This window comes from Aggregatibacter segnis (assembly GCF_003130075.1).
GTDB classification, from domain to species: Bacteria; Pseudomonadota; Gammaproteobacteria; order Enterobacterales; family Pasteurellaceae; genus Aggregatibacter; species Aggregatibacter segnis_A.
In genome coordinates, this window is the sequence record NZ_NRCW01000005.1 from 82,342 (window position 1) to 102,677 (window position 20,336).

General features: G+C 43.4%; 24 protein-coding genes and 1 pseudogene. 10 read left to right on the forward strand and 15 right to left on the reverse strand.

Annotation, left to right across the window (positions count from 1 at the left end):
- Window positions 1-39 precede the first annotated feature (39 nt).
- Window positions 40-438, reverse strand: a complete 399-nt coding sequence (locus DK415_RS07140; protein ID WP_109433049.1) for a MerR family transcriptional regulator — start codon at window positions 436-438, stop codon at window positions 40-42.
- A 111-nt stretch (window positions 439-549) separates the two neighbouring features.
- Here DK415_RS07140 and DK415_RS07145 point away from each other — a divergent pair, with 111 nt between their 5' ends.
- Complete coding sequence (locus tag DK415_RS07145; RefSeq protein WP_109433050.1) at window positions 550-1,191, forward strand: cation diffusion facilitator family transporter; 642 nt, start codon at window positions 550-552, stop codon at window positions 1,189-1,191.
- 67 nt (window positions 1,192-1,258) lie between these two features.
- Here DK415_RS07145 and ftsX read toward each other — a convergent pair whose 3' ends face one another.
- Genes ftsX through ftsY form a run of 3 tightly spaced genes read right to left on the reverse strand, consistent with a single transcriptional unit; the run spans window position 1,259 to window position 4,246 of the window.
- Entirely contained in the window at window positions 1,259-2,191 is a 933-nt protein-coding gene (ftsX, locus tag DK415_RS07150; RefSeq protein ID WP_109433051.1) for a permease-like cell division protein FtsX, read from the reverse strand.
- A gap of 8 nt (window positions 2,192-2,199) precedes the next feature.
- Window positions 2,200-2,850 carry a cell division ATP-binding protein FtsE gene (gene ftsE, locus DK415_RS07155; protein ID WP_048750711.1) on the reverse strand — a complete coding sequence of 217 codons (651 nt, stop codon included), beginning with the start codon at window positions 2,848-2,850 and terminating at the stop codon, window positions 2,200-2,202.
- A gap of 40 nt (window positions 2,851-2,890) precedes the next feature.
- Entirely contained in the window at window positions 2,891-4,246 is a 1,356-nt protein-coding gene (ftsY, locus tag DK415_RS07160) for a signal recognition particle-docking protein FtsY (RefSeq protein WP_109433067.1), read from the reverse strand.
- 79 nt (window positions 4,247-4,325) lie between these two features.
- Here ftsY and rsmD point away from each other — a divergent pair, with 79 nt between their 5' ends.
- The 5 genes from rsmD (at window position 4,326) to DK415_RS07185 (ending at window position 9,064) form a co-directional block, all read left to right on the forward strand.
- Window positions 4,326-4,910, forward strand: a complete 585-nt coding sequence (rsmD, locus tag DK415_RS07165) for a 16S rRNA (guanine(966)-N(2))-methyltransferase RsmD (protein WP_109433068.1) — start codon at window positions 4,326-4,328, stop codon at window positions 4,908-4,910.
- 267 nt (window positions 4,911-5,177) lie between these two features.
- Window positions 5,178-6,155: a mannose/fructose/sorbose PTS transporter subunit IIB gene (locus DK415_RS07170; protein WP_109433052.1), complete on the forward strand. Its 978-nt coding sequence runs from the start codon at window positions 5,178-5,180 to the stop codon at window positions 6,153-6,155.
- 17 nt (window positions 6,156-6,172) lie between these two features.
- Window positions 6,173-6,970 (forward strand): PTS mannose/fructose/sorbose transporter subunit IIC, encoded by a 798-nt coding sequence (locus DK415_RS07175; protein WP_048750710.1) that lies wholly within the window; start codon window positions 6,173-6,175, stop codon window positions 6,968-6,970.
- A gap of 11 nt (window positions 6,971-6,981) precedes the next feature.
- Window positions 6,982-7,818 carry a PTS mannose transporter subunit IID gene (manZ, locus tag DK415_RS07180; RefSeq protein ID WP_109433053.1) on the forward strand — a complete coding sequence of 279 codons (837 nt, stop codon included), beginning with the start codon at window positions 6,982-6,984 and terminating at the stop codon, window positions 7,816-7,818.
- An 85-nt stretch (window positions 7,819-7,903) separates the two neighbouring features.
- Entirely contained in the window at window positions 7,904-9,064 is a 1,161-nt protein-coding gene (locus DK415_RS07185; RefSeq protein WP_109433054.1) for a Cof-type HAD-IIB family hydrolase, read from the forward strand.
- Between the two features lie 72 nt (window positions 9,065-9,136).
- Here the strand turns inward: DK415_RS07185 and DK415_RS07190 are convergent.
- Both DK415_RS07190 and DK415_RS07195 read right to left on the reverse strand, forming a co-directional pair.
- Window positions 9,137-9,232: pseudogene (locus DK415_RS07190) on the reverse strand (pyridoxine 5'-phosphate oxidase C-terminal domain-containing protein); the annotation flags it as partial.
- 13 nt (window positions 9,233-9,245) lie between these two features.
- Window positions 9,246-10,304, reverse strand: a complete 1,059-nt coding sequence (locus DK415_RS07195) for an AI-2E family transporter (protein ID WP_109433055.1) — start codon at window positions 10,302-10,304, stop codon at window positions 9,246-9,248.
- Window positions 10,305-10,381: 77 nt separating this feature from the next.
- Here DK415_RS07195 and arsC point away from each other — a divergent pair, with 77 nt between their 5' ends.
- The gene (arsC, locus tag DK415_RS07200) at window positions 10,382-10,732 is read left to right on the forward strand and encodes an arsenate reductase (glutaredoxin) (RefSeq protein ID WP_109433056.1); all 351 of its coding nucleotides are present in this window, start codon (window positions 10,382-10,384) and stop codon (window positions 10,730-10,732) included.
- 97 nt (window positions 10,733-10,829) lie between these two features.
- On the opposite strand, the gene DK415_RS07205 is transcribed toward arsC, so the two are convergent.
- Both DK415_RS07205 and DK415_RS07210 read right to left on the reverse strand, forming a co-directional pair.
- Entirely contained in the window at window positions 10,830-11,126 is a 297-nt protein-coding gene (locus DK415_RS07205) for a DUF5377 family protein (protein WP_109433057.1), read from the reverse strand.
- 16 nt (window positions 11,127-11,142) lie between these two features.
- A complete protein-coding gene (locus DK415_RS07210; protein WP_048750702.1) occupies window positions 11,143-11,427 on the reverse strand; it encodes an alternative ribosome-rescue factor A in 285 nt (94 codons plus the stop codon).
- A 215-nt stretch (window positions 11,428-11,642) separates the two neighbouring features.
- Between DK415_RS07210 and rimO the strand changes: the two genes are divergently transcribed.
- The 3 genes from rimO to DK415_RS07225 all read left to right on the forward strand — a co-directional run bounded on the left by rimO (window position 11,643) and on the right by DK415_RS07225 (window position 13,853).
- Window positions 11,643-12,974 (forward strand): 30S ribosomal protein S12 methylthiotransferase RimO, encoded by a 1,332-nt coding sequence (gene rimO, locus DK415_RS07215; RefSeq protein ID WP_109433058.1) that lies wholly within the window; start codon window positions 11,643-11,645, stop codon window positions 12,972-12,974.
- Window positions 12,975-13,033: 59 nt separating this feature from the next.
- The gene (locus DK415_RS07220) at window positions 13,034-13,507 is read left to right on the forward strand and encodes a low molecular weight protein-tyrosine-phosphatase (RefSeq protein WP_109433069.1); all 474 of its coding nucleotides are present in this window, start codon (window positions 13,034-13,036) and stop codon (window positions 13,505-13,507) included.
- Between the two features lie 127 nt (window positions 13,508-13,634).
- Window positions 13,635-13,853, forward strand: coding sequence for an HP1242/YdcH family protein (locus DK415_RS07225; protein WP_048750699.1), 219 nt, complete (start codon window positions 13,635-13,637; stop codon window positions 13,851-13,853).
- Between the two features lie 54 nt (window positions 13,854-13,907).
- On the opposite strand, the gene slyD is transcribed toward DK415_RS07225, so the two are convergent.
- From slyD to def, 7 genes are all read right to left on the reverse strand, one after another.
- Complete coding sequence (slyD, locus tag DK415_RS07230) at window positions 13,908-14,621, reverse strand: peptidylprolyl isomerase (protein WP_109433059.1); 714 nt, start codon at window positions 14,619-14,621, stop codon at window positions 13,908-13,910.
- 231 nt (window positions 14,622-14,852) lie between these two features.
- A complete protein-coding gene (gene rraB, locus DK415_RS07235) occupies window positions 14,853-15,290 on the reverse strand; it encodes a ribonuclease E inhibitor RraB (protein ID WP_109433060.1) in 438 nt (145 codons plus the stop codon).
- Between the two features lie 92 nt (window positions 15,291-15,382).
- Window positions 15,383-15,769, reverse strand: a complete 387-nt coding sequence (mscL, locus tag DK415_RS07240) for a large-conductance mechanosensitive channel protein MscL (RefSeq protein WP_109433061.1) — start codon at window positions 15,767-15,769, stop codon at window positions 15,383-15,385.
- Window positions 15,770-15,874: 105 nt separating this feature from the next.
- Window positions 15,875-17,251, reverse strand: coding sequence for a Trk system potassium transporter TrkA (gene trkA / locus DK415_RS07245; protein WP_109433062.1), 1,377 nt, complete (start codon window positions 17,249-17,251; stop codon window positions 15,875-15,877).
- A gap of 22 nt (window positions 17,252-17,273) precedes the next feature.
- Entirely contained in the window at window positions 17,274-18,635 is a 1,362-nt protein-coding gene (gene rsmB / locus DK415_RS07250; protein WP_109433063.1) for a 16S rRNA (cytosine(967)-C(5))-methyltransferase RsmB, read from the reverse strand.
- Window positions 18,635-19,591, reverse strand: coding sequence for a methionyl-tRNA formyltransferase (fmt, locus tag DK415_RS07255; protein WP_109433064.1), 957 nt, complete (start codon window positions 19,589-19,591; stop codon window positions 18,635-18,637). The genes rsmB and fmt overlap by 1 nt, the downstream gene beginning before the upstream one ends.
- 66 nt (window positions 19,592-19,657) lie before the next feature.
- Window positions 19,658-20,170 (reverse strand): peptide deformylase, encoded by a 513-nt coding sequence (gene def, locus DK415_RS07260; RefSeq protein WP_109433065.1) that lies wholly within the window; start codon window positions 20,168-20,170, stop codon window positions 19,658-19,660.
- Between the last annotated feature and the right edge of the window lie 166 nt (window positions 20,171-20,336).

The following is a 20,336-nucleotide window of genomic DNA, read 5'->3' on the forward strand; positions in this document are numbered from 1 at the left end:
GCAAGCTAAAATAGCGAACACATTTTGTTAGGAGACACCTTAAACTGTCTCCTTTATTTTTGCTTGAAGCCCGGCTATAGCCTTGCATTCATCCTCGCTATGTTTACCCTTAATGGCGATGGATTGTAAAAACGCTTTAATATCTTGTAATTGTGAAATTTTCTCTTCCACCAACGTCAGTTGCTTAAGTACCAATTTGTCCGCATGATAATGGTCGGCGGTGTGAAATTTGAGTACGTTAAGTTGTTTAATATCTTCCAAAGAAAAACCAAGCTGACGACAATTTTTAATGAACATAAGCAGTGCCACACTTTCTTCATCATACGATCGATAACCGTTCAGCTGCCGTTTTGGTTCCGGTAAGACGCCTTGTTTTTCATAGTAACGAATGGTTTCTAAGTGAATCCCGGTACGTTTACTCAGCTCATTGACTTTCATTTCTTCCTCCCCCAAAATTTTTACCATTCTAACAAAAAATACTTGATCCCGTAGTCCCTACGGGCTTTAAGCTGTTCCTTACTTAAACAAATTAAGTAAGGAAGGAACGAGATGCCACATCAACACAAACACGAACATTCACACGCTCATACACCAGCAAATAAAAAGATTTTAAGCACCAGTTTGGTCATTATCAGCAGCTATATGATCATCGAGTTTTTAGGTGGCTATTATTTTAATAGCCTCGCCTTAATGGCTGACGCCGGGCATATGGCAAATGACAGCCTATCGTTGCTCCTCGCCCTCATTGCTTTGTTTTTAAATGCACAAAACCAAAAAAAGTTCGCGCTGTTAAATGGCACTTCTCTGATTGTGGTGGCAGTATGGATTTTGGTGGAAGCGACTGAACGTTGGCAATACCCAACGACAATGTTGGCGTTGCCTATGCTAGGCGTTGCCATCACTGGACTCTTGGTAAACATTTTCGTAGCTTGGCTAATGATGAAAGGCGATCATGAAAACTTAAACATCAAAGCCGCCTATTTACACGTATTAGCTGACCTGTTTGGCTCACTGGTGGCAATTATCGCCGGATTAAGCGCATGGCTACTAAACTGGCAATGGGTTGACCTTGTCGCCAGCAGTATTTTAAGCCTACTAATATTGCGAAGCGGTGCTTCTGTTGTCTATCAAGCCTGTAAAGCATTACGAAACAATGAATCGCATTTTGATACAACACCACACCAACATTAAAAAAACTGTAACAAAAAAGACCGCACTTTTTATCAAGTGCGGTCTTTTTCTTCTGTGTTTTTATCCTCTAACCTTTCTTATCCAACAAGCGAATATAACGTGTGGCCGATAACCATGCGCCGATGTAACCCATAATGACGCAAACCACGAGTAAGAAAAGGAATTCCACCAATCCTAAACCGTTTAAGTTGAAATTGACGGCAAAGATATCGGTCACATATTTCACTGCACCGGTAAAATAGCCAATGGTGAGGCTACTGAAAATACACGCGAAGAAACCACCGAGCGCGGCATAAATCATGCCTGTATAGAGGAATGGTCGAAGGATGAATTGATCGGTAGCGCCGAGCAATTTCATCACTTCAATGTTTGCTTGGTTGCTGTAAACGTCAGCGCGAATGCTGTTGCCGATCACCAAGAAAACGGCAACCGCCATCAGCACGGTACAGAAAATGGCCACATGCGCCACTAACCACGTCAGGGCGGTCAGTTTTTCTAACCAATCGTTATCCAAACGGACTTCTTGAACACCTTTGATTTTATCCAAGTTTTCCCGTAATTCATTACGTTGTTGCGACTCGTTAAACGCTTTGGTCGGTTTAATCATCACCACTGCCGGCAACGGATTATCATCCAACACGTCCAACTCTTCGTTAAAACCTGACCAATGGCGAAACTCGTTCAAACTTTCCTGACGAGAAATATAATTTAATGATTCAACCCCTTCTTGCTGACGGATTTTTTCCACCACCAAGTTGTCATCCTCTTCCGACAAGTTTTTATGTAAATACACGGTCAGTTCACTTTCCGGATAAAACTGCGTGGTGGCGTGATGAATATTTTTCCAAAGCAAATAGCTCACGGTCGGAATCGTTAAAGAGACGGCGATCACCAACACGGTTAGCAATGTGGCAAACTTACGTTTCAATAAATCCGCTAACACCGCACGCAACACGTACACACTTTGCACGCCAAAAGGGAAATTCAAACGAAAACTCATGTTGTCTCCTAGCGTAAATAACCTTGCTCAAGCACCAAGCAAGGTTTTGGTTTTTGTTGCACGATGCCCATGTCATGAGTCGCGATTAACACCGTCATACCGAGACGATTGAATTCTTCAAATAAATTGAAGATCTCTAAGGAGAGTGCACTATCTAAGTTCCCGGTAGGTTCATCTGCCAACAATAATTGCGGTTTATGCACCACGGCACGCGCGATATCAATGCGTTGTTGTTCACCACCGGACAAGTGTGCTGGCAAGTGATTTGCACGATCACGCAATCCCACACGATCCAATGCTGCCAACGCACGGCTATTGGCATCTTTCGGATGTTGTCCGGCAATAATCAATGGCAGCGCCACGTTATCCAACACGGAACGATCCGACAATAAGCGATAATCTTGATGCACCATGCCAATTTGACGACGTAAAAACGGCACTTCATGGTGGGATAAACGGGTAATGTCGTGCCCGTTAAACCAAATTTGCCCACCATTGGCACGTTCCATGCCCATAATTAATTTCAGCAGGGTACTTTTCCCTGCACCGGAATGCCCCACCAAGTAGGTCATGCTACCCACCGGTAAATGAAAGCTTAACCCTTGCAGCGCCGGTTTTCCGCCCAAATACGCTTTACTCACATTTGCAAATCGAATCATTTTTCTTCTCTAAAAAAACACGTCATTTTTGAACCGCACTTTATTCCTCTTCATGAGCAAATAAAGCGTCAATAAATTCTTCCGCGTTAAATTCTCGTAAATCTTCAATTTTTTCACCTACGCCGATATAGCGGATCGGCAAATTAAACTGGTCGGCGATAGCAAAAATCACGCCGCCTTTTGCGGTACCATCCAATTTGGTTAAGCTAATGCCGGTAAGCCCAACGGCTTCGTTAAATAACTTAGCTTGGCTAATGGCATTTTGACCGGTACCCGCATCTAGCGTGAGCATAATTTCATGCGGTGCACTTTCATCGTATTTTTTCATCACGCGCACGATTTTCTTCAGCTCGTCCATCAAGTTATTTTTATTTTGTAAACGACCGGCGGTATCCGCAATGAGCACATCAATATTACGTGCCGCCGCTGATTGCATCGCATCAAAAATCACCGATGCCGAATCGGAACCGGTGCTTTGTGCCACCACCGGAATGTGATTACGCTCGCCCCACACTTGCAACTGCTCTACTGCGGCGGCACGGAAGGTGTCGCCCGCCGCCAACATGACAGATTTGCCTTCCATTTGGAATTTACGCGCCAGTTTACCGATAGTGGTAGTTTTACCTACGCCATTCACCCCCACCATTAAAATCACATAAGGCTTTTTGCTGCCATCAATGCGTAATGGTTGCGCCACCGGTTTTAAGATCTCGCCCATTTCCAATTTAAGTTGTTGGTATAAGGTATCTGCGTTTTGTAACTGCTGACGGGTCGCATGTTGCGTTAAGTTGTTGATAATTTTTGTGGTTGTCGGCACCCCGATGTCAGCGATGAGGAGCTGTTCTTCCAATTCTTCAAACAATTCATCGTCGATTTTTTTACCAAAAAAGAAACTGCGGAAGCCTGCCCCAATATTTTGTTTGGTTTTCACCAAACCTTTGAGTAATCGACTGAAAAAGCCACCTTCGCTTGGTTTTTCTTGTGTTTCCACCATGTCGGCAGCGGCGCTTTCTTCTTCGTGTTCTTCCGTTTCAGCAACAGATTCATCTTCAATATCCACCGCACTTTCGATGCTTTTTTTGACTTCCTCAGAGGATGGCGCAAGCGTCCACGCTTGTGCCGTTAGTTTTTCCTCTTGAGAGGCCTCTACTTGAACGTCATGGCTTTCAGGCACAAGCGTGAACGCTTGCGCCATTGATGTATCTTCCGTTAATGTATTTTCAGTCTCTGCTTCATCTGAAAGTGCGGTCGTTTTTTCTGCCATTTCTTGCACTTCAGATTCATTAGGGAGCTGTTCTTTTGACGCCGGTTCTTTCGGTTCCGTTGATTCTCCTTGTTTATTTTTGCCTAATCCGAACCAAGACCAAAATCCGCCTTTTTTCTTTTCATCTGACATAAATTGCCCACTCTTGTTTAAACTTGATAAAATGCCGCTCATTCTAGCAAAAAAACACATCATTTTCCTGCCGATTTATATGAAAAAAGCAACAACACAACAAAGCACAAAAGGCGAAGTACGCATTATCGCCGGCTTATGGCGCGGGCGAAAATTGCCTGTGCTGCCATCCCAAGGCTTGCGCCCTACCGGCGATCGTGTAAAAGAAACCCTATTCAATTGGCTCATGCCTTATATTGTTGACAGTGAATGCTTAGACGGGTTTGCCGGTAGCGGTTCTCTTGGCTTTGAAGCGCTTTCGCGCCAAGCGGCAAAGGTGACCTTTCTGGAATTGGAAAAAGCCGTGGCGCAGCAGTTAAGCAAGAATATTCAAACCTTAAAATGTGCCGATCGCGCGCAAGTCGTCAATCAAAACAGCCTGCACTTTTTAAATAAGCCGCAAAATCAACCGCACTTTGATGTGGTCTTTCTCGATCCGCCCTTTCATTTTAATTTAGCCGAGCAAGCCATGGTTTTATTAGCGCAAAACAACTGGCTGCGTCCACAAGCCTTGGTTTATGTGGAAACAGAAAAAGGCAAGGAACCGAACGTACCGGAAAACTGGCATGTGTTAAAACAAAAAGACAGCGGGCAAGTAAGTTATCGGTTATATCAGGCGGAGTAATCTCCGCTTTTTTTTCGCTAAAATCGCAACAACTTCACAACATTTTTTTAAGATTTCACCCTATTAATTCACGTTTCATTTATATTTTTTGTATAAAAAAAACACACTCCTCATACCACTTGCTCATCATCATAATTTTCTCACTCTCCATTTGACGGCATATTTGAAAGGAATACACTTAGCTCGTCACGCAAACGTTTACGTAGTTCTATTAGCTTTGCTGAAACGTTAATGCTTGATTTTTTAACCAGATTAAAGGAGGTTTGAATGACCCACATTATCGTTGCAACGCACGGTAAGTTTTCAGAAGAAATCGTCAATTCCGCCGCAATGGTGTTTGGTGAAGATGAAAACTGCCATGTGGTGACTTTTCTGCCCGGTGAAGGCGGTGAACACTTGGTGGAAAAATACAACGCCATTATCGCGACCTTGCCGGAAAACGAGCCTATACTCTTTTTAGTCGATTTATTCGGCGGCAGCCCATACAACGCGGCAGCACGAGTCGCGACAGGACGCGAAAATACGGATATTGTGACGGGCATTAGTTTGCCAATGTTACTGGAAGTATTAGATGCGAAAGACAGCGCAAGCTTAGCAGAACTGGTGGAAACCGCCAAAGAAGTGGGTGTTGCAGCAGTAAAATCCTTCCACCAACCTAAAGAAGACACCTCTTCAGCCTCCTCAACACAAGCCCCTACCAAACCGGCAGAACCTGAAAAAACACCGGAAAAAACGACCGCACTTACCGGCAACATGAATATCACCTTGTTGCGTATCGACAGCCGTTTAATTCACGGTCAAGTGGCGACATCTTGGGCAAAAGCCGTGAAATGCGAAGCCATTTTTGCTGTCAACGATGATGTAGCAAACGATCCTCTCCGCCGAGACTTGTTACTTCAAGTTGCTCCACCACATTTGAAAGCCTATGTAATCCCGGTGGAAAAAGCCATTAAGGTGTATCACAACCCGAAATATGCAGGCAAAAATATTCTGTGGTTAGTGACCAATCCGTCAGACATCGTGCGATTAATCGAGGGTGGTGTGAAAATTGACAAAGTGAATGTGGGCGGGATGACTTATCGCGAAGGCAATAAATTGCTTTCCCAAGCGGTTGCCGTTGATCCAACCGATGTAGAAGCATTCAAACAACTTTTAGATAAAGGCGTGGAATTAAGCTTGCAACAAGTGGCTGCCAATCCGAAAGTAATGCTGACTCACAAAGAACTTAATGCCATTAAATTTTAATTAGAGGACTATTTACCATGACAACAATGGAAATTATTTTAGTCACGCTGGTTGCCGCCATTTGCGGTATGGGAAGCGTGTTAGACGAACGTCAAACCCACCGTCCGTTGGTCGCCTGCACCCTTATCGGGTTAGTACTCGGTGATTTAGAAACAGGGATTATCGTGGGTGGTACCTTGGAATTAGTCGCCCTCGGTTGGATGAACGTGGGTGCGGCAATGGCACCGGATGCTGCGCTTGCCAGCGTAATCGCCGCAATCTTGGTGATCAAAGGCGGTCAAGACAAAGGCAGCGCCTTAGCCATCGCCATTCCTGTTGCCGCAGCCGGTCAGGTATTAACGATTTTTGTGCGTACTCTCACCATTTTCTTGCAGCACAAAGCCGATGATTACGCGGCGCAAGCCAATTTCCGCGGCATTGAATTTTGTCACTTTGCGGGTCTTTCCTTGCAAGCCTTGCGTGTCGCTATTCCAACGTTCTTCGTCGCACTTGTGGCCGGTACAGACACCGTTACCCACGCGTTGAACTCCATTCCGGAAGTGGTCACCCGAGGATTACAAATCGCCGGGGGCTTTATCGTGGTGGTTGGTTACGCCATGGTCATCAACATGATGCGCGCCGGCGCGTTAATGCCGTTCTTCTTCCTTGGTTTCGTGATTGCCTCCTTCTCCGGCTATAACTTAGTAGGCTTGGGTATGTTAGGCACCTGCTTAGCCATCGTTTACATTCAATTAAACCCTCGCTTTAACCAAGCAGCCTTACCACAAACCGGTAGCAAACGCGAATTGGCTGATGATGAACTTGAAGGACTATAAGGAATACGATCATGACTGAACAAACTAAATTAGCATTAACGAAAAAAGATATTCGCAGCACTTATTGGCGTTCCACCTTCCTTTTAGGTTCATTTAACTTTGAACGGATGCAAGCCATGGGTTTCTGTGTGTCCATGATGCCAACCATTAAACGCCTCTACAGTAAAAAAGAAGATCAAGCGGCCGCTTTAAAACGCCACTTAGAATTCTTCAACACCCAGCCTTGGGTAGCTTCTTCCATTATCGGCGTAACTGCCGCGATGGAACAAGAACGAGCCAACGGCGCAAAAAACATTGACGATGCGGCAATCAGTGGGGTGAAAGTGGGTCTCATGGGGCCACTTGCCGGTGTGGGTGACCCGATTTTCTGGGGCACACTACGTCCGGTGCTTGCAGCACTTGGTGCCGGTTTAGCCATTACCGGTAACTGGTTAGGACCATTGCTATTCTTTATCGGAATTAACCTTTGCCGTGCCTTAAGCCGTTGGTATGGTTTTAAATACGGCTACGAAAAAGGGACAGAAATCGTTAACGACATGGGCGGCGGTCGCTTACAAAAATTGACGCAGGGGGCGTCTATCCTCGGTCTCTTTGTGATGGGCTCACTAGTGTCAAAATGGACCACTATTAACATTTCACTGGAACTGCTACGCTATAAAAACCAAATGGGCGAAGAAGTGGTCACGACCGTGCAAAGCGTATTAAACGATTTGCTCCCGGGCTTGGCGGCGCTGCTACTCACTTTTTTGTGTATGTATTTGCTACGCAAAAAAATCAACGACATGTATATCATTTTCGCACTATTCGGCGTGGGTATCCTCGGCTATCATTTTGGCGTGTTAGCATAATTTAACCTCACATAATCATGGCGCGCGTCTTTTGGCGCGTGCCTGTTTTATTTTAACAAGACACTGTTCAATCAGCGGATTTTCAATGAAACTCAAGGATCTCATCAAAGCACCACCAGCCGAAGGCTACATCAAAAATTCATCGAATTTAGTAACCGCACTTTTTATTCTCGCCGGCATCCTTTATTACCCCACCAACGGCTACGGCTCCGTCATTGCCTTAGCAGCGGCGCTTATCGTGTTATTCGGGCAAAAGATGCTAATTGGGCAAACCAACAAAGATTTTGCAGACATGCAATTTGCCGAAAAGCAATTCGCACAAACCCAAAATGCCGATTACGTCCGTTTCATCCAAGCCCGTGCCACACAAATTTTGAACGACAATAAAGTGTTATCGGAAAAAGGCAAGAAAGAACTCGTCCGCATGCTGAAGTTCGCCGAAACCGCTTTGGTACCCTCATCACCATACAAAGCGGTATTCAGCGACATCGACGGCACATTGCTCAACAGCCAACATCAGATCACGCCCAAAACGGAAGAAGCCATTAAGAATGTGCTAAAACAAGGCGTTCCATTTATCCCTGTTTCCGCCCGTCCGCCTTATGCCATCACGCCTTACACGGAACTGCTCGGCGCACAACATGGCATGATTTGTTACAGTGGGGCATTAATTTTAGATAAAAATCTGACCGCACTTTATAGCGTGACTTTAGAACCGCAAGACTTACAAAAACTCAACGAGCTTTTAGCCGACTATCCCCATCTGTCCATCAGCTACTACGCCGGTTTGGATTGGTTTTGCAATGATGTGAACAATAATTGGATCAAGCAAGAAAGCGAAATTACGGGCTTAAGCGCCAAGTTGCTGCAAGGCAACCTCACGGACGTACACAAAATATTAATCATGGGCAGCGCCGAAGAAATCCAAATGGTGGAACCCGTGCTGAAACAAGCTCTGCCACACTTAAGCATTCACCGCTCCAAAGACGAATATTTAGAAATCATGAACCCTGCTGCGACCAAAGCGAAAGCCATTCAATTTATGGCGCAACATTTGGGCATCAATGCCAAGCAAGTCATCGCTTTCGGCGACAATTTTAACGACTTGGATATGTTGCAATACACTGGCCTTAGCATCGCCATGGGCAACGCCCCCGATGCTATAAAACAAGCAGCAAAAGAAGTCACCGCCACGAATAACGAAGACGGCATTGCATTGGTGTTAAATCGGGTGTTTGGGAAGTAAACCTAATTAAAATTCAGCGTAAAAAAAGACCGCACTTTTAAACCCAAAGTGCGGTCTTTTTTTCTAACGTTTTTACGGTGACAATCTTACTTTCTTCCATTCCCCATTTTCTAGCAAATAACAGATTCTGTCATGTAGGAAGTTAGGTCTGCGTTGCCAAAATCCGATAACCAAATCCGATTTAAAGCGTTTCGTTGGAAGGCCAGGCATTGACCACCGCTTTCACGAGAGTTGCCAGAGGAATAGCAAAAAAGACGCCCCAGAACCCCCATAAACCGCCAAAAATCAACACGGCGATGATGATAATTAATGGATGAAGGTTGACGACTTCGGAAAATAAAAACGGCACGAGAAGATTTCCGTCTAATAATTGGGAAACAACAAAAGCAATCAGGATATACCAAAACGTGTGTGTGTCGCCGAATTGAAAAATGGCCACCAACACAACGGGAATTGTCACTAGCACTGCACCGATGTAAGGCACCAAGACGGAAAATCCAACCGCCACCGCCAACAGCAACGGATAATTCAAGCCGAAAGTTAAGAAGATGGCGTAAGTAACTGCGGTCACGACCAAAATCTCCAGCAATTTACCGCGAATATAATTGGCAATTTGCTGTTGCATTTCTACCCACACTTTTGAAGCAAGTGTACGATTACGCGGCAGAAAACGGCTGACGCCATCAATCAGCTGACGTTTATCTTTAAGTAGGAAAAACACCATTAACGGCACCAAGAAAGCATAAATCCCGAGCGTCACCAAGTTCATAATGGAAGCTAAAGAGAGTTTCAATGCCGATTCGCCTAAGTTGAGGATTTTCTCTTTTACCGTACCGAAAATGGATTCTACGGTTTGTGCATCAATCAGTTCCGGATAGCGTTCCGGCAAAGATAAAAGCCACTCGTTAAAGCGATTAAACATGTGAGGTAAATCACTTAATAAATTCGCTAACTGTGCCCATAAATTCGGAATCAAAACTAATACAACAACAAAAACCAAGCTGATAAAACTGCCTAGCACCAACATCGCAGCCACTAAGCGGGGACACTTCAATTTTTCATTTAATAAGCGTACCGGCCATTCCAATAAATAGGCCAACACAATCGACACTAACAACGGTGCAATAAGATCGCTGAAAAAATAAATGGACACGAAACCGAACAGCAAAATTGCCGCCAATCCCATAGCTTGCGGATCGGTGAAGCGTCGGTTATACCAACTTTTAAACATTTCAATCATGTTTGATTCCTCTATAAAACCTGCCTGATTATAAGGTAAAATCTATGTAAAGCACACATTAAGCAGGAGGAATTTCTATGTCGATTACTATCTACCATAACCCACGCTGTTCCAAAAGCCGTGAAACATTAGCCTTGTTGGAAAGTCAGCATATTCAACCGAATATCGAACTGTATTTACAACACAACTACGATGTTGAAACGCTACAAAGCATTGCAGATAAATTGGGTATTACGGATATTCGCCAAATGATGCGAACCAAAGATGAACTCTATAAAACCTTGGGGTTAGATAATCCAAGCCTAACAGCACAGGATTTACTCAATGCCATTGCACAACATTCTGAATTATTAGAGCGCCCGATTGTGGTGAATGGCAATAAAGCCAAAATCGGACGCCCGCCGGAAAGCGTGTTATCCATTTTATAAAAACACCGTCAAAAATCCGTTGGATTTTGTAACCGCACTTTGTGGTGTAAGCAGACAAAAATAAACCCGATTCCATGTCGGGTTTATTTTTTATTGGTTACTCTTTCGCGAGGCCTAAATTGCCGATTTTAATCCCTAAATGCCCCAATGCTACCGGAGAAATTTGTTCACTCAAATAAATGAACAATTCATCCAAATCGGTGAAGTCTTTTTTGATTTTAATTTGGTCTTCCACTTTGCGGGTAAAGGTATATGTTGTTTGATTGCCGTTGATGTGCGCTTCTAAGGTCACATAAATGGTCTCAAAAAAGTGGCTTTTCGCGCCTTCTTCGCCAGGATCGCTGATTCTGACGTTCCATGTGTTGTTAAATAAAATTTCTGTTTTCACTGTCATAATAACCTCATTTATATCAATACATTACATAAACTTTACGAATAGAAAAAAGCCCGATAATAAAATCTCTTATCATAGAAATCTTATTATCGGGCTTTTCGTAATAACGATTCGCATGTTTCGCTTGACGTTGATAGCTGCCTTTGCCTTTCTTATTTCGTTCAACACGTTGGCGAAAGAGTTTATCGTGTAATAACGCTTGAATTGCATTCTCTTTAATCACACCGCGCTGATGCTGATAGGTCATCGTTCCTTGAGAATTCTGAGGCGGTGTCTGCAAGGCATGTTTTTGTTTTGCCATGATTTTTCCTCTTATGAATGAAAATAGGTTGTGTTTTTTAAGGGCTAAAAAACGGCACACATTATAGCGGATTCCGCTGAAATGAAAAGCTGTTACACGGAAAGGTAAGCGCGAAAACCCGATTTTTATTGGCATTTCACTGTCGCCTTTTTGTACAAAAAAAGGTAGAATTAGCCCCTTTTTTATTACCCGCGATAGACTTTTTGAGAAAATTTATGAGTTCAACCCCAAACATCGGCTTTGTCAGCCTTGGCTGTCCGAAAAATTTAGTGGATTCAGAACGTATTCTGACAGAATTACGTTCCAACGGTTATAACATTATTCCGAGCTATGAAAATGCCGATTTAGTGATCGTGAACACCTGTGGTTTTATTGACAGTGCCGTACAAGAATCTTTGGAAGCCATTGGCGAAGCCTTGGAAGAAAACGGCAAAGTGATTGTGACCGGCTGCCTTGGTGCAAAAGAAGATCAAATTCGCCAAGTTCACCCAAAAGTGTTGGAAATCAGCGGTCCGCACAGTTATGAAACCGTGATGAACCAGGTACAAAAATACGTACCGAAACCGGCTTATAATCCGTATGAAAGCCTGCTGCCGGCGCAAGGTGTGAAACTCACGCCAAAACATTATGCCTATTTAAAAATTTCTGAAGGATGCGACCATCGTTGCACGTTCTGTATTATCCCGTCCATGCGTGGCGATTTGGACAGCCGTCCGATTACTCAAGTTTTGGATGAAGCCAAACGTTTGGTGGATGCCGGCGTAAAAGAGCTGTTAATCGTGTCCCAAGACACCTCCGCTTATGCCTTAGACCAAACCAAAGAAAACCAGAATAAAACCGTCTTCTGGAACGGCATGCCAATTAAAAATAATTTAATCAGCTTGTGTCGCCAATTAGGCAATTTGGGCATTTGGGTTCGCTTGCACTATGTTTATCCGTATCCACATGTGGACGAATTGATTCCGCTCATGGCGGAAGGCAAGCTGTTGCCTTATTTGGACATTCCATTGCAACACGCCAGCCCGAAAATTCTGAAAGCCATGAAAAGACCCGGCAAAATCGACCGCACTTTAGAGCGCATTAAAGCATGGCGTGAGATTTGCCCGGAATTAACCTTACGCTCCACCTTTATCGTTGGTTTCCCGGGAGAAACGGAAGAAGATTTCCAAATGCTGTTGGATTTCTTGAAAGAAGCACAGCTAGACCGCGTAGGCTGTTTCAAATTCAGCCCGGTAGAAGGTGCAGAAGCGACAGAGATGCCGGATCAAGTACCGGAAGACGTGAAAGAAGAACGCTATCACCGTTTCATGCAACTCCAACAAGCCATTTCCGCAGCCCGTTTACAACAAAAAATTGGCAAAACATTAAAAGTGATTGTAGATAACATCAACGAAGAAGGCATTATTGGTCGTTCCATGGCAGATGCGCCGGAAATTGATGGCTTGGTGTATGTAGATAATCAAAGCCAAAGTGCGGTCAATATTGGCGATGTGATTTCTGTGCAGATTACGGATGCCGATGAATACGATTTATGGGGAACTTGTTAATCCCTTCAACAAAAATCCTCGCCATGAGGATTTTTTTTATGACTTTTGAGAGAGAAAAAATGCAACCAATCAAAATCCTTTTCGTCTGTTTAGGCAATATTTGTCGTTCTCCTATGGCGGAATATGTTATGCGGGAAAAAATCAAACAAGCCCATTTGCAGCGTAAAATCCTGACTGCCAGCGCCGGAACCTCCGGGTGGCACGACGGCGAAGGCATGCACTGCGGCACTGCCGACATACTGGATCAACATAAAATCGCTTCAAATGATTTTGTCAGCCGTAAAGTGCGGTCAAAAGATTGGGCGGATTTTGATTATCTGATTGCCATGGACAATGAAAATTTACGGGATTTGGAAAAGCTATTTGGACATCATCCGGAAAAACTGTTTCAAATCACCGCACTTTGTCCTGATTTAGGTATCGATCACATTCCGGATCCTTGGTACACCAAGAACTTTCAGCAAACTTATGCCTTGCTCGATCAATGTTGCGATGCCTTATTAACCAAAATTCGTCAAACACATCATTTGTGATAGAAATGTTAATTTGATACATGCATTTTGTGATCTCTCGCACGTTTATTTCGCCGCGGATTCGGTAAGATAATGCCAGCATAACTGCCGTTATGTCATGTAAAATTTATAATGAGGTATTTCCACTATGTTTCCAGAATTTAGAGATCTAATTACCAAACTGAAAGTTGAAGATGCTTACTTTGCAAATTTATTTGATAAACATAATGAACTAGACCAACGTATTAAAAACATCGAATCCAATATTGAATTGGGTACGCACAATGAAGTGGAAATGTTGAAAAAGGAAAAATTACGTTTGAAAGATTCGATGTACGAAGTCTTGAAAAAGGCCAGCGCAAAATAAACAAGCATAAAAACAAAAGACCGCATTGAAGTGCGGTCTTTTTTATGGACATTTTTAGTGTTTGCCGCCACAGCCGCAACCACCGCCATGGTGATGATCGTGATCATGATGGTGACCATGTCCGCCACAGCAACCTTCGTGCTGATGATCATGGTCGTGATGATGGCCATGACCACCACAACAATCTTCATGGTGATGATCGTGGTCATGATGATGGTGGTGATGATGATGGTGGTGATGACCGCCACAGCAAGAATGACCTTCTTCATCGCTATCATGACCATGACCGCCACAGCAGCCACCTTCTTCATGTAAATGACCGTGTGCGATTTCTTCTAATGTCGCCTCACGGGTATCAACGACTTCCACGGTGAAATGTAATTCTTGACCGGCTAACATATGGTTACCATCAACCACAACATCCGTATCGCCCACTTCAGTAATCACAACTGGCAATGGTCCCATATCCGTATCTGCAATGAAACGCATACCGACTTCTAAATCTTCCACGCCAACAAAAACATCTTTTGGTACGCGTTGCACCATATTTTCGTTGTATTCACCGTAACCGTCTTCCGGTTTCACGCGAACTTCAAATTTATCGCCCACAGATTTGCCTTCCAAGGCATTTTCTAAACCCACAACAAGGTTATTATGACCTTGTAAATATTGTAACGGTTGATTTACCGGTGCTTCATCTACCAACACACCGTCTTCCGTACGAACTTGATAAGCAATGCTTACCACAACGTTTTTTGCAACTTTCATTATTTACCTCGTTTATTTTAAAAGAGAATTTCTGCGTAAAACCGCCTCACAGAAAAACCTCGCCATTCTATAAGAAATACCGACAGGGAAAAAGCAATTAATTTAATGACACGATTTTCCTTCTTACAACTACGCTTCATCCAGTATAACCAACATATGCATCACACTTTGCTTTTTTAGTCTTATACCATGGCTAAAAGAGAAAAGTGCGGTCGTTTTTACGGCTATTTTTTAATGCTTAACGAATTCCTCTTCGTCATCATCTAAATCATCTTCATCATCAAAAAACTCGCCGTCATCACCGTATTCATCCTCATCCGCATCGGGATCTTCAAAGTAGGTCCCCCAACCATCGTAGTTGCCTTTATACTTTTCCAACAATGGCAATAATTCTTTTTGTTGCGCATCAATGATTTCCGGTCTCAATTCCACTTCGCTGATGATGTCACAGCAGAAAATCGCCTTGCCATTTTCCTCTTCAAACTCTTCCGCTTCAGAAACTTCATACCCTGCTTTAAACGCCTCCATGGCAATTTTCTCAAGCAGATCAAAATTATGATGAGAAATGTGGTGTTCAATAATATAAAGCGCATCCGGATCACTACCGTCATTTAATAAATCGGTGATGATCTCGCGGGTTTCGTTTTGTAATTCAATTAAATCGCTCATAATTTTTCCTTACTGAAAAATAAAAAGAATGGAATAGGGAAGAGGGATAAAGAAAAATCTTCCCACAAGGAGAAGATTTTATCTAATAAAAATTATTTTTTAAGTAAATCGCGGATTTCAGTCAATAATTTTTCTTCAGCGCTAGGTTCTTTGACTGCTTCGACTGGTTTCTTCAATTTATTCAATGCTTTAATCATCATAAAAATCGCAAACGCAATGATGATGAAATCAAATACATTTTGAATGAAGACACCATAGTTTAATGTCACTGCCGGAATATCACCAGCAGCTTCCGCCAAAGTGAGTTTAAGGTCTTTAAAATCAATCCCACCGGTTAAAATACCTAATACCGGCATAAAAACATCTGCCACTAATGAACTGACGATTTTGCCGAATGCAGCACCGATAATCACACCGACAGCCATATCAACAACATTGCCACGCATGGCAAATTCACGAAATTCTTTAATAAAACTCATAAACGCTCTCCTAAGATAAATCAAAATATCAACGGTAAAATATTTGCCGATTGGTTAAAAAAGGCGCACATTATAGTGAGTTTGCGCAGAAATAACAATTTTTATTCAAATAAAAAATGCGGTTGGCTGGAATAGCTTCTCGACATCGGAAATATATTTTTTCTCGCTTAAATACACCACAACATGATCGCCTGCTTGAATAACGGTTCTTGAATCCCCAATCAATACATCATTGCCTCGTAAGATCGCACCAATCACCGCACCGGTAGGCATTTTTAATTCATTAACCATGCGACCGATAACATGAGAGCTACTTTCTTCACCATGAATAATGATTTCAAGCACTTCCGCTAGTCCGTGTCGCAAAGAAACAACATTTGCTACATCCCCTTTACGCACGTGACCAAGCAAAGCGGAAATCGTTGCTTGCTGTGGAGAAATCGCAATATCAATGGTGCCGCCTTGAATCAAATTGATATACGCAATGCGCTGGATCAGTACCATGGCTTTTTTCGCGCCAAGCCGTTTTGCCAATAACGCCGACATAATATTGGCTTCATCATCGCTCGAAAGTGAAAGAAATACATCGATATTTTCAATATGCTCTTCAAACAGCAAAGACTGATCAGAGGCATCTCCATTGAACACCAACGTTTTAGATAATTTTTCCGCAAGCATGGCTGCCCGTTCAGCATTACGTTCAATAAGTTTCACGGTGCAATGGTCTTCTAACAATTTTGCCACGCCGGTAGCAATATTTCCTCCCCCCACAATCATGACGCGCTTATAGGGTTTTTCGAGGCGTTGTAGCTCACTCATCACCGCTTTAATATGCACGGTGGCACAAATAAACGTAATTTCATCGCCGGCTTCAATGATTGTTGACCCCTGTGGACGAATCACTTTATCTTGGCGCAAAATAGATACAATACGGCAATCAATATGCGGTAAATGTTCTTTCAGCGTAGAAATAGAATAACCAACCAGCGGCCCACCGTAATAGGCTTTCACCACAACCAAACTGATCTTATCTTTCGCTAAATGCGCCACTTGTAATGCGCCGGGATAGCTAATTAAACGAACAATATCCTGCGTCACCAAATTTTCCGGTGAAATAATATGATCGATAGGAAACGCATCGTCAGAAAATAATTTCTCTTTTTCCTTCAAATATTCACTATTACGAATACGGGCAATTTTAGTTGGCGTGTTAAACAAGGTATATGCGATTTGGCAGGCAACCATGTTAATTTCATCGGAACTGGTCACTGCAATTAATAAATCGGCATCAGGCGCACCGGCATCACGCAACATCTTTGGTGAAGAGGCTAACCCTTGCATCACCCGCAAATCGTGTTTATCGCGTAAATGCTCCAAACGCAAGGATTCATCGTCAACCAAGGTAATATCATTGTCTTCGCTCACTAAATTGGCTGCCAAGGTAGAACCGACTTGCCCTGCGCCTAAAATAATTATCTTCATTTGATTCTCTCCATGGCTAACGTTAGCCCTGACGTTTCACCAATTTCGCGTAATAAAAACCGTCGCCACCGTCTATCTGTGGAATAAATTGAAAACCGACCGCACTTTGATTACACGCAAGCACATCAGATGGTAAATCCAACGGGAGCAATTGCGCATCAGGTGTCTTTTGTAAAAAACGCTCAATCTGCTGGCTATTTTCTTCTGCAAGCACAGAACAGGTTGCATACAACAATACCCCATTCGGTTTCAAATAATGCCACAATGCATCCAAAATCTGCCCTTGCAAAGCGACTAACTGCTCGATATCAGCCTCTTTACGTAACCATTTAATATCCGGGTGACGACGAATTACCCCAGTGGCAGAACAAGGTGCATCTAATAAAATGCGGTCAAAACGCACCGCACTTTTGTCCAATTCTGCCAGCCATTCTTGCGGATTGGCCGCATCACCGCACACGACTGTCGCCTGCTGTTGCATGCGTGCTAAATTTTCTTTCACCCGTTGTAAACGGTTTTCTTCCACATCCAACGCCATCACATCAGCCTGCGGCGCCAGTTCTAAAATATGGGTGGTTTTGCCTCCCGGTGCCGCACAGGCATCTAAAATAACCTCATGATTTTGTGGCTGTAATAATAATGCCGACCATTGTGCATGAAGATCTTGAACTGTCACACCACCTTCGGCAAACAACGGTAAATTTTGCACGGCGGTCGGCTGAGTTAACCCCAGCGCCTGCGGATGAGACGTTACCTGTGTTTCCATCTGCTGCGCTGTTAATAAAGTGCGGTAAGTTTCCAAGCTGTTTTTTTGCGTATTCACCCGTAACCACATGGGTGGCTTTTGATTATTGGCGTCAATGATCTCGCGCCAGTTCAGATAAACCTTTTTCAGTTTATTCACAAACCAATCAGGATGCAGCGTTTGCCAATGTTTATCCACAATCGCAAGAATATCATCTTGTTCGCGCAAAAATCGACGCAGCACCCCATTCACCAAACCACGAAAACTATCAGATTTTAAGGATTTTGTCGCATTCACCACTTCATCTACCGCGGCATGCGCCGGCACACGCATATAAAGCAGCTGATATAAACCGACCAATAGCAAACAATGCACAATGCGCGTTTTGCCTTTAAGTGGTTTATCCACAAGGCGTTTGATAATTTGTTCTAAACGAGGCAGTACGCGACATACGCCGAAACAAATTTCTTGCAACAAAGGTAAATCTTGCGCTTTCACCGAAGATTGCGCTTCCGGTATCAACGTAGACAAGGATTTCCCTTCATCCAATACTTGCAAAATCACTTTCGCCGCCATCGCACGCGTAGAAAGTGCGGTTGTTTTTGGCGGTGTTTTTTTAGATGAGTATTGTTTTTCCATTAGGCCAGCACCTTACTCACTTGGAACCAATCGGCACGACTGTTTAATAGATCCTGTGCCGACATGGGTTTCTTACCCGCCGGTTGTAATTGCAATAAATTCAGTACGCCATCCGCTGTCGCGATTTGGATACCCTGTTTATCAGCGGCTAAAATCGTCCCTGGTGTTTTATTCACATGGGGCAACACGGTTGCCTGATACACTTTCAGCGTTTGCGGATGATTCTGTCCATCCATTAATTCCAAATAAGCCATCGGCCAAGGATTAAATGCGCGAATGTTGCGTTCCAACTGCGCAGCCGATAGCTGCCAATTTAACTTGGCTTCTTCTTTGGAAAGTTTGTCAGCATAATTACTTTGGGTGTCATCTTGTTTTTCCGCGGTGAATTTACCGGTTCCTAAATTATCCAATACATCAATTAATGCCGACGGCGCAAGCTCTGCCAGTTTGTTATAAAGGCTTATGGACGTTTCAGTCGGTAAAATATCACAATACACTTTATGCAACATATCGCCTGTGTCCAACCCGGCATCCATTTGCATAATCGTGACACCGGTCTGTGCATCGCCTGCCCAAATTGCCCGTTGAATCGGTGCGGCACCACGCCAACGCGGCAACAAAGAACCGTGCACATTTAAGCAACCATAGGTTGGTGCATCTAAAACGGCTTGAGGCAAAATCAAACCGTAAGCCACCACGACCATGACATCTGCATGCAACGCACATAATTCTGATTGCGCTTCCGGCTTCCGCAAGGATTTCGGTTGATAGACAGGAATCTGATGTTGCTCGGCTAACTGTTTCACAGGGCTGGCTTGCAATTTTTTACCACGCCCGGCAGGTTTATCTGGCTGGGTGTAAACTGCAATAACGTTATGGGAAGAATTGAGTAAAGCTTGTAAATGCTGTGCAGCAAAGTCCGGCGTGCCGGCAAAGATAATATTGAGTGGTTTCATAATGTTCTACGTCATAGATAAATAAAAGTGCGGCTAAAAATTACCGCACTTCTGGAGGATTCACAATTATTTTTGCTTTTCCATTTGTTTTTTCACTTTCATCAGCTTTTCTTTTATGCGCTGACGTTTCAACGGAGAAAGATAATCTACAAAAAGGATACCGTTAAGATGATCAATTTCATGCTGAATACAAATAGCCAGTAAACCATCGGCTTTTAAGGTAAATTCTTTACCATCACGATCTAAGGCTTTTACTGTCACTTTCTCTTTGCGAGGCACTAAAGCACGAAATCCGGGAATAGATAAACACCCTTCTTCAATACCGGTTTCACCTTCGGAATCCAAAATTTCAGGGTTAATCAATACTAATTGATTTTGTTTGTCACCTTCAATGTCGATAGTGATAATACGCTGTAAAATATCGACCTGAGGTGCGGCTAAACCAATGCCTTCTTCTTGATACATGGTATCAAACATATCGTCAATAATTTTACGGGTCTCGTCATTGACTTCCAATACGGGCTCGCAAACAACTTTCAGATGTTCTTCAGGGTAAATAAGTACATTTAAAGCAGTCATAATTTCTCTTAGAATTTAAAATAAGTGCGTTATTGTAGCCTTTTTCTCATAAAATTCCTACGCTGTAAAAAGCAAAAACCCCCGATGCACTCACATCAGGGGTTCATATTAGGCTTGGCGGTGACCTACTCTCACATGGGGATGCCCCACACTACCATCGGCATTA

Coding starts and splice junctions, on each gene's coding strand:
- DK415_RS07140 (WP_109433049.1), bottom strand. CDS start 438: ATGAAAGTCAATGAGCTGAGTAAACGTACCGGGATTCACTTAGAAACC.
- DK415_RS07145 (WP_109433050.1), top strand. CDS start 550: ATGCCACATCAACACAAACACGAACATTCACACGCTCATACACCAGCA.
- ftsX (WP_109433051.1), bottom strand. CDS start 2,191: ATGAGTTTTCGTTTGAATTTCCCTTTTGGCGTGCAAAGTGTGTACGTG.
- ftsE (WP_048750711.1), bottom strand. CDS start 2,850: ATGATTCGATTTGCAAATGTGAGTAAAGCGTATTTGGGCGGAAAACCG.
- ftsY (WP_109433067.1), bottom strand. CDS start 4,246: ATGTCAGATGAAAAGAAAAAAGGCGGATTTTGGTCTTGGTTCGGATTA.
- rsmD (WP_109433068.1), top strand. CDS start 4,326: ATGAAAAAAGCAACAACACAACAAAGCACAAAAGGCGAAGTACGCATT.
- DK415_RS07170 (WP_109433052.1), top strand. CDS start 5,178: ATGACCCACATTATCGTTGCAACGCACGGTAAGTTTTCAGAAGAAATC.
- DK415_RS07175 (WP_048750710.1), top strand. CDS start 6,173: ATGACAACAATGGAAATTATTTTAGTCACGCTGGTTGCCGCCATTTGC.
- manZ (WP_109433053.1), top strand. CDS start 6,982: ATGACTGAACAAACTAAATTAGCATTAACGAAAAAAGATATTCGCAGC.
- DK415_RS07185 (WP_109433054.1), top strand. CDS start 7,904: ATGAAACTCAAGGATCTCATCAAAGCACCACCAGCCGAAGGCTACATC.
- DK415_RS07195 (WP_109433055.1), bottom strand. CDS start 10,304: ATGATTGAAATGTTTAAAAGTTGGTATAACCGACGCTTCACCGATCCG.
- arsC (WP_109433056.1), top strand. CDS start 10,382: ATGTCGATTACTATCTACCATAACCCACGCTGTTCCAAAAGCCGTGAA.
- DK415_RS07205 (WP_109433057.1), bottom strand. CDS start 11,126: ATGACAGTGAAAACAGAAATTTTATTTAACAACACATGGAACGTCAGA.
- DK415_RS07210 (WP_048750702.1), bottom strand. CDS start 11,427: ATGGCAAAACAAAAACATGCCTTGCAGACACCGCCTCAGAATTCTCAA.
- rimO (WP_109433058.1), top strand. CDS start 11,643: ATGAGTTCAACCCCAAACATCGGCTTTGTCAGCCTTGGCTGTCCGAAA.
- DK415_RS07220 (WP_109433069.1), top strand. CDS start 13,034: ATGCAACCAATCAAAATCCTTTTCGTCTGTTTAGGCAATATTTGTCGT.
- DK415_RS07225 (WP_048750699.1), top strand. CDS start 13,635: ATGTTTCCAGAATTTAGAGATCTAATTACCAAACTGAAAGTTGAAGAT.
- slyD (WP_109433059.1), bottom strand. CDS start 14,621: ATGAAAGTTGCAAAAAACGTTGTGGTAAGCATTGCTTATCAAGTTCGT.
- rraB (WP_109433060.1), bottom strand. CDS start 15,290: ATGAGCGATTTAATTGAATTACAAAACGAAACCCGCGAGATCATCACC.
- mscL (WP_109433061.1), bottom strand. CDS start 15,769: ATGAGTTTTATTAAAGAATTTCGTGAATTTGCCATGCGTGGCAATGTT.
- trkA (WP_109433062.1), bottom strand. CDS start 17,251: ATGAAGATAATTATTTTAGGCGCAGGGCAAGTCGGTTCTACCTTGGCA.
- rsmB (WP_109433063.1), bottom strand. CDS start 18,635: ATGGAAAAACAATACTCATCTAAAAAAACACCGCCAAAAACAACCGCA.
- fmt (WP_109433064.1), bottom strand. CDS start 19,591: ATGAAACCACTCAATATTATCTTTGCCGGCACGCCGGACTTTGCTGCA.
- def (WP_109433065.1), bottom strand. CDS start 20,170: ATGACTGCTTTAAATGTACTTATTTACCCTGAAGAACATCTGAAAGTT.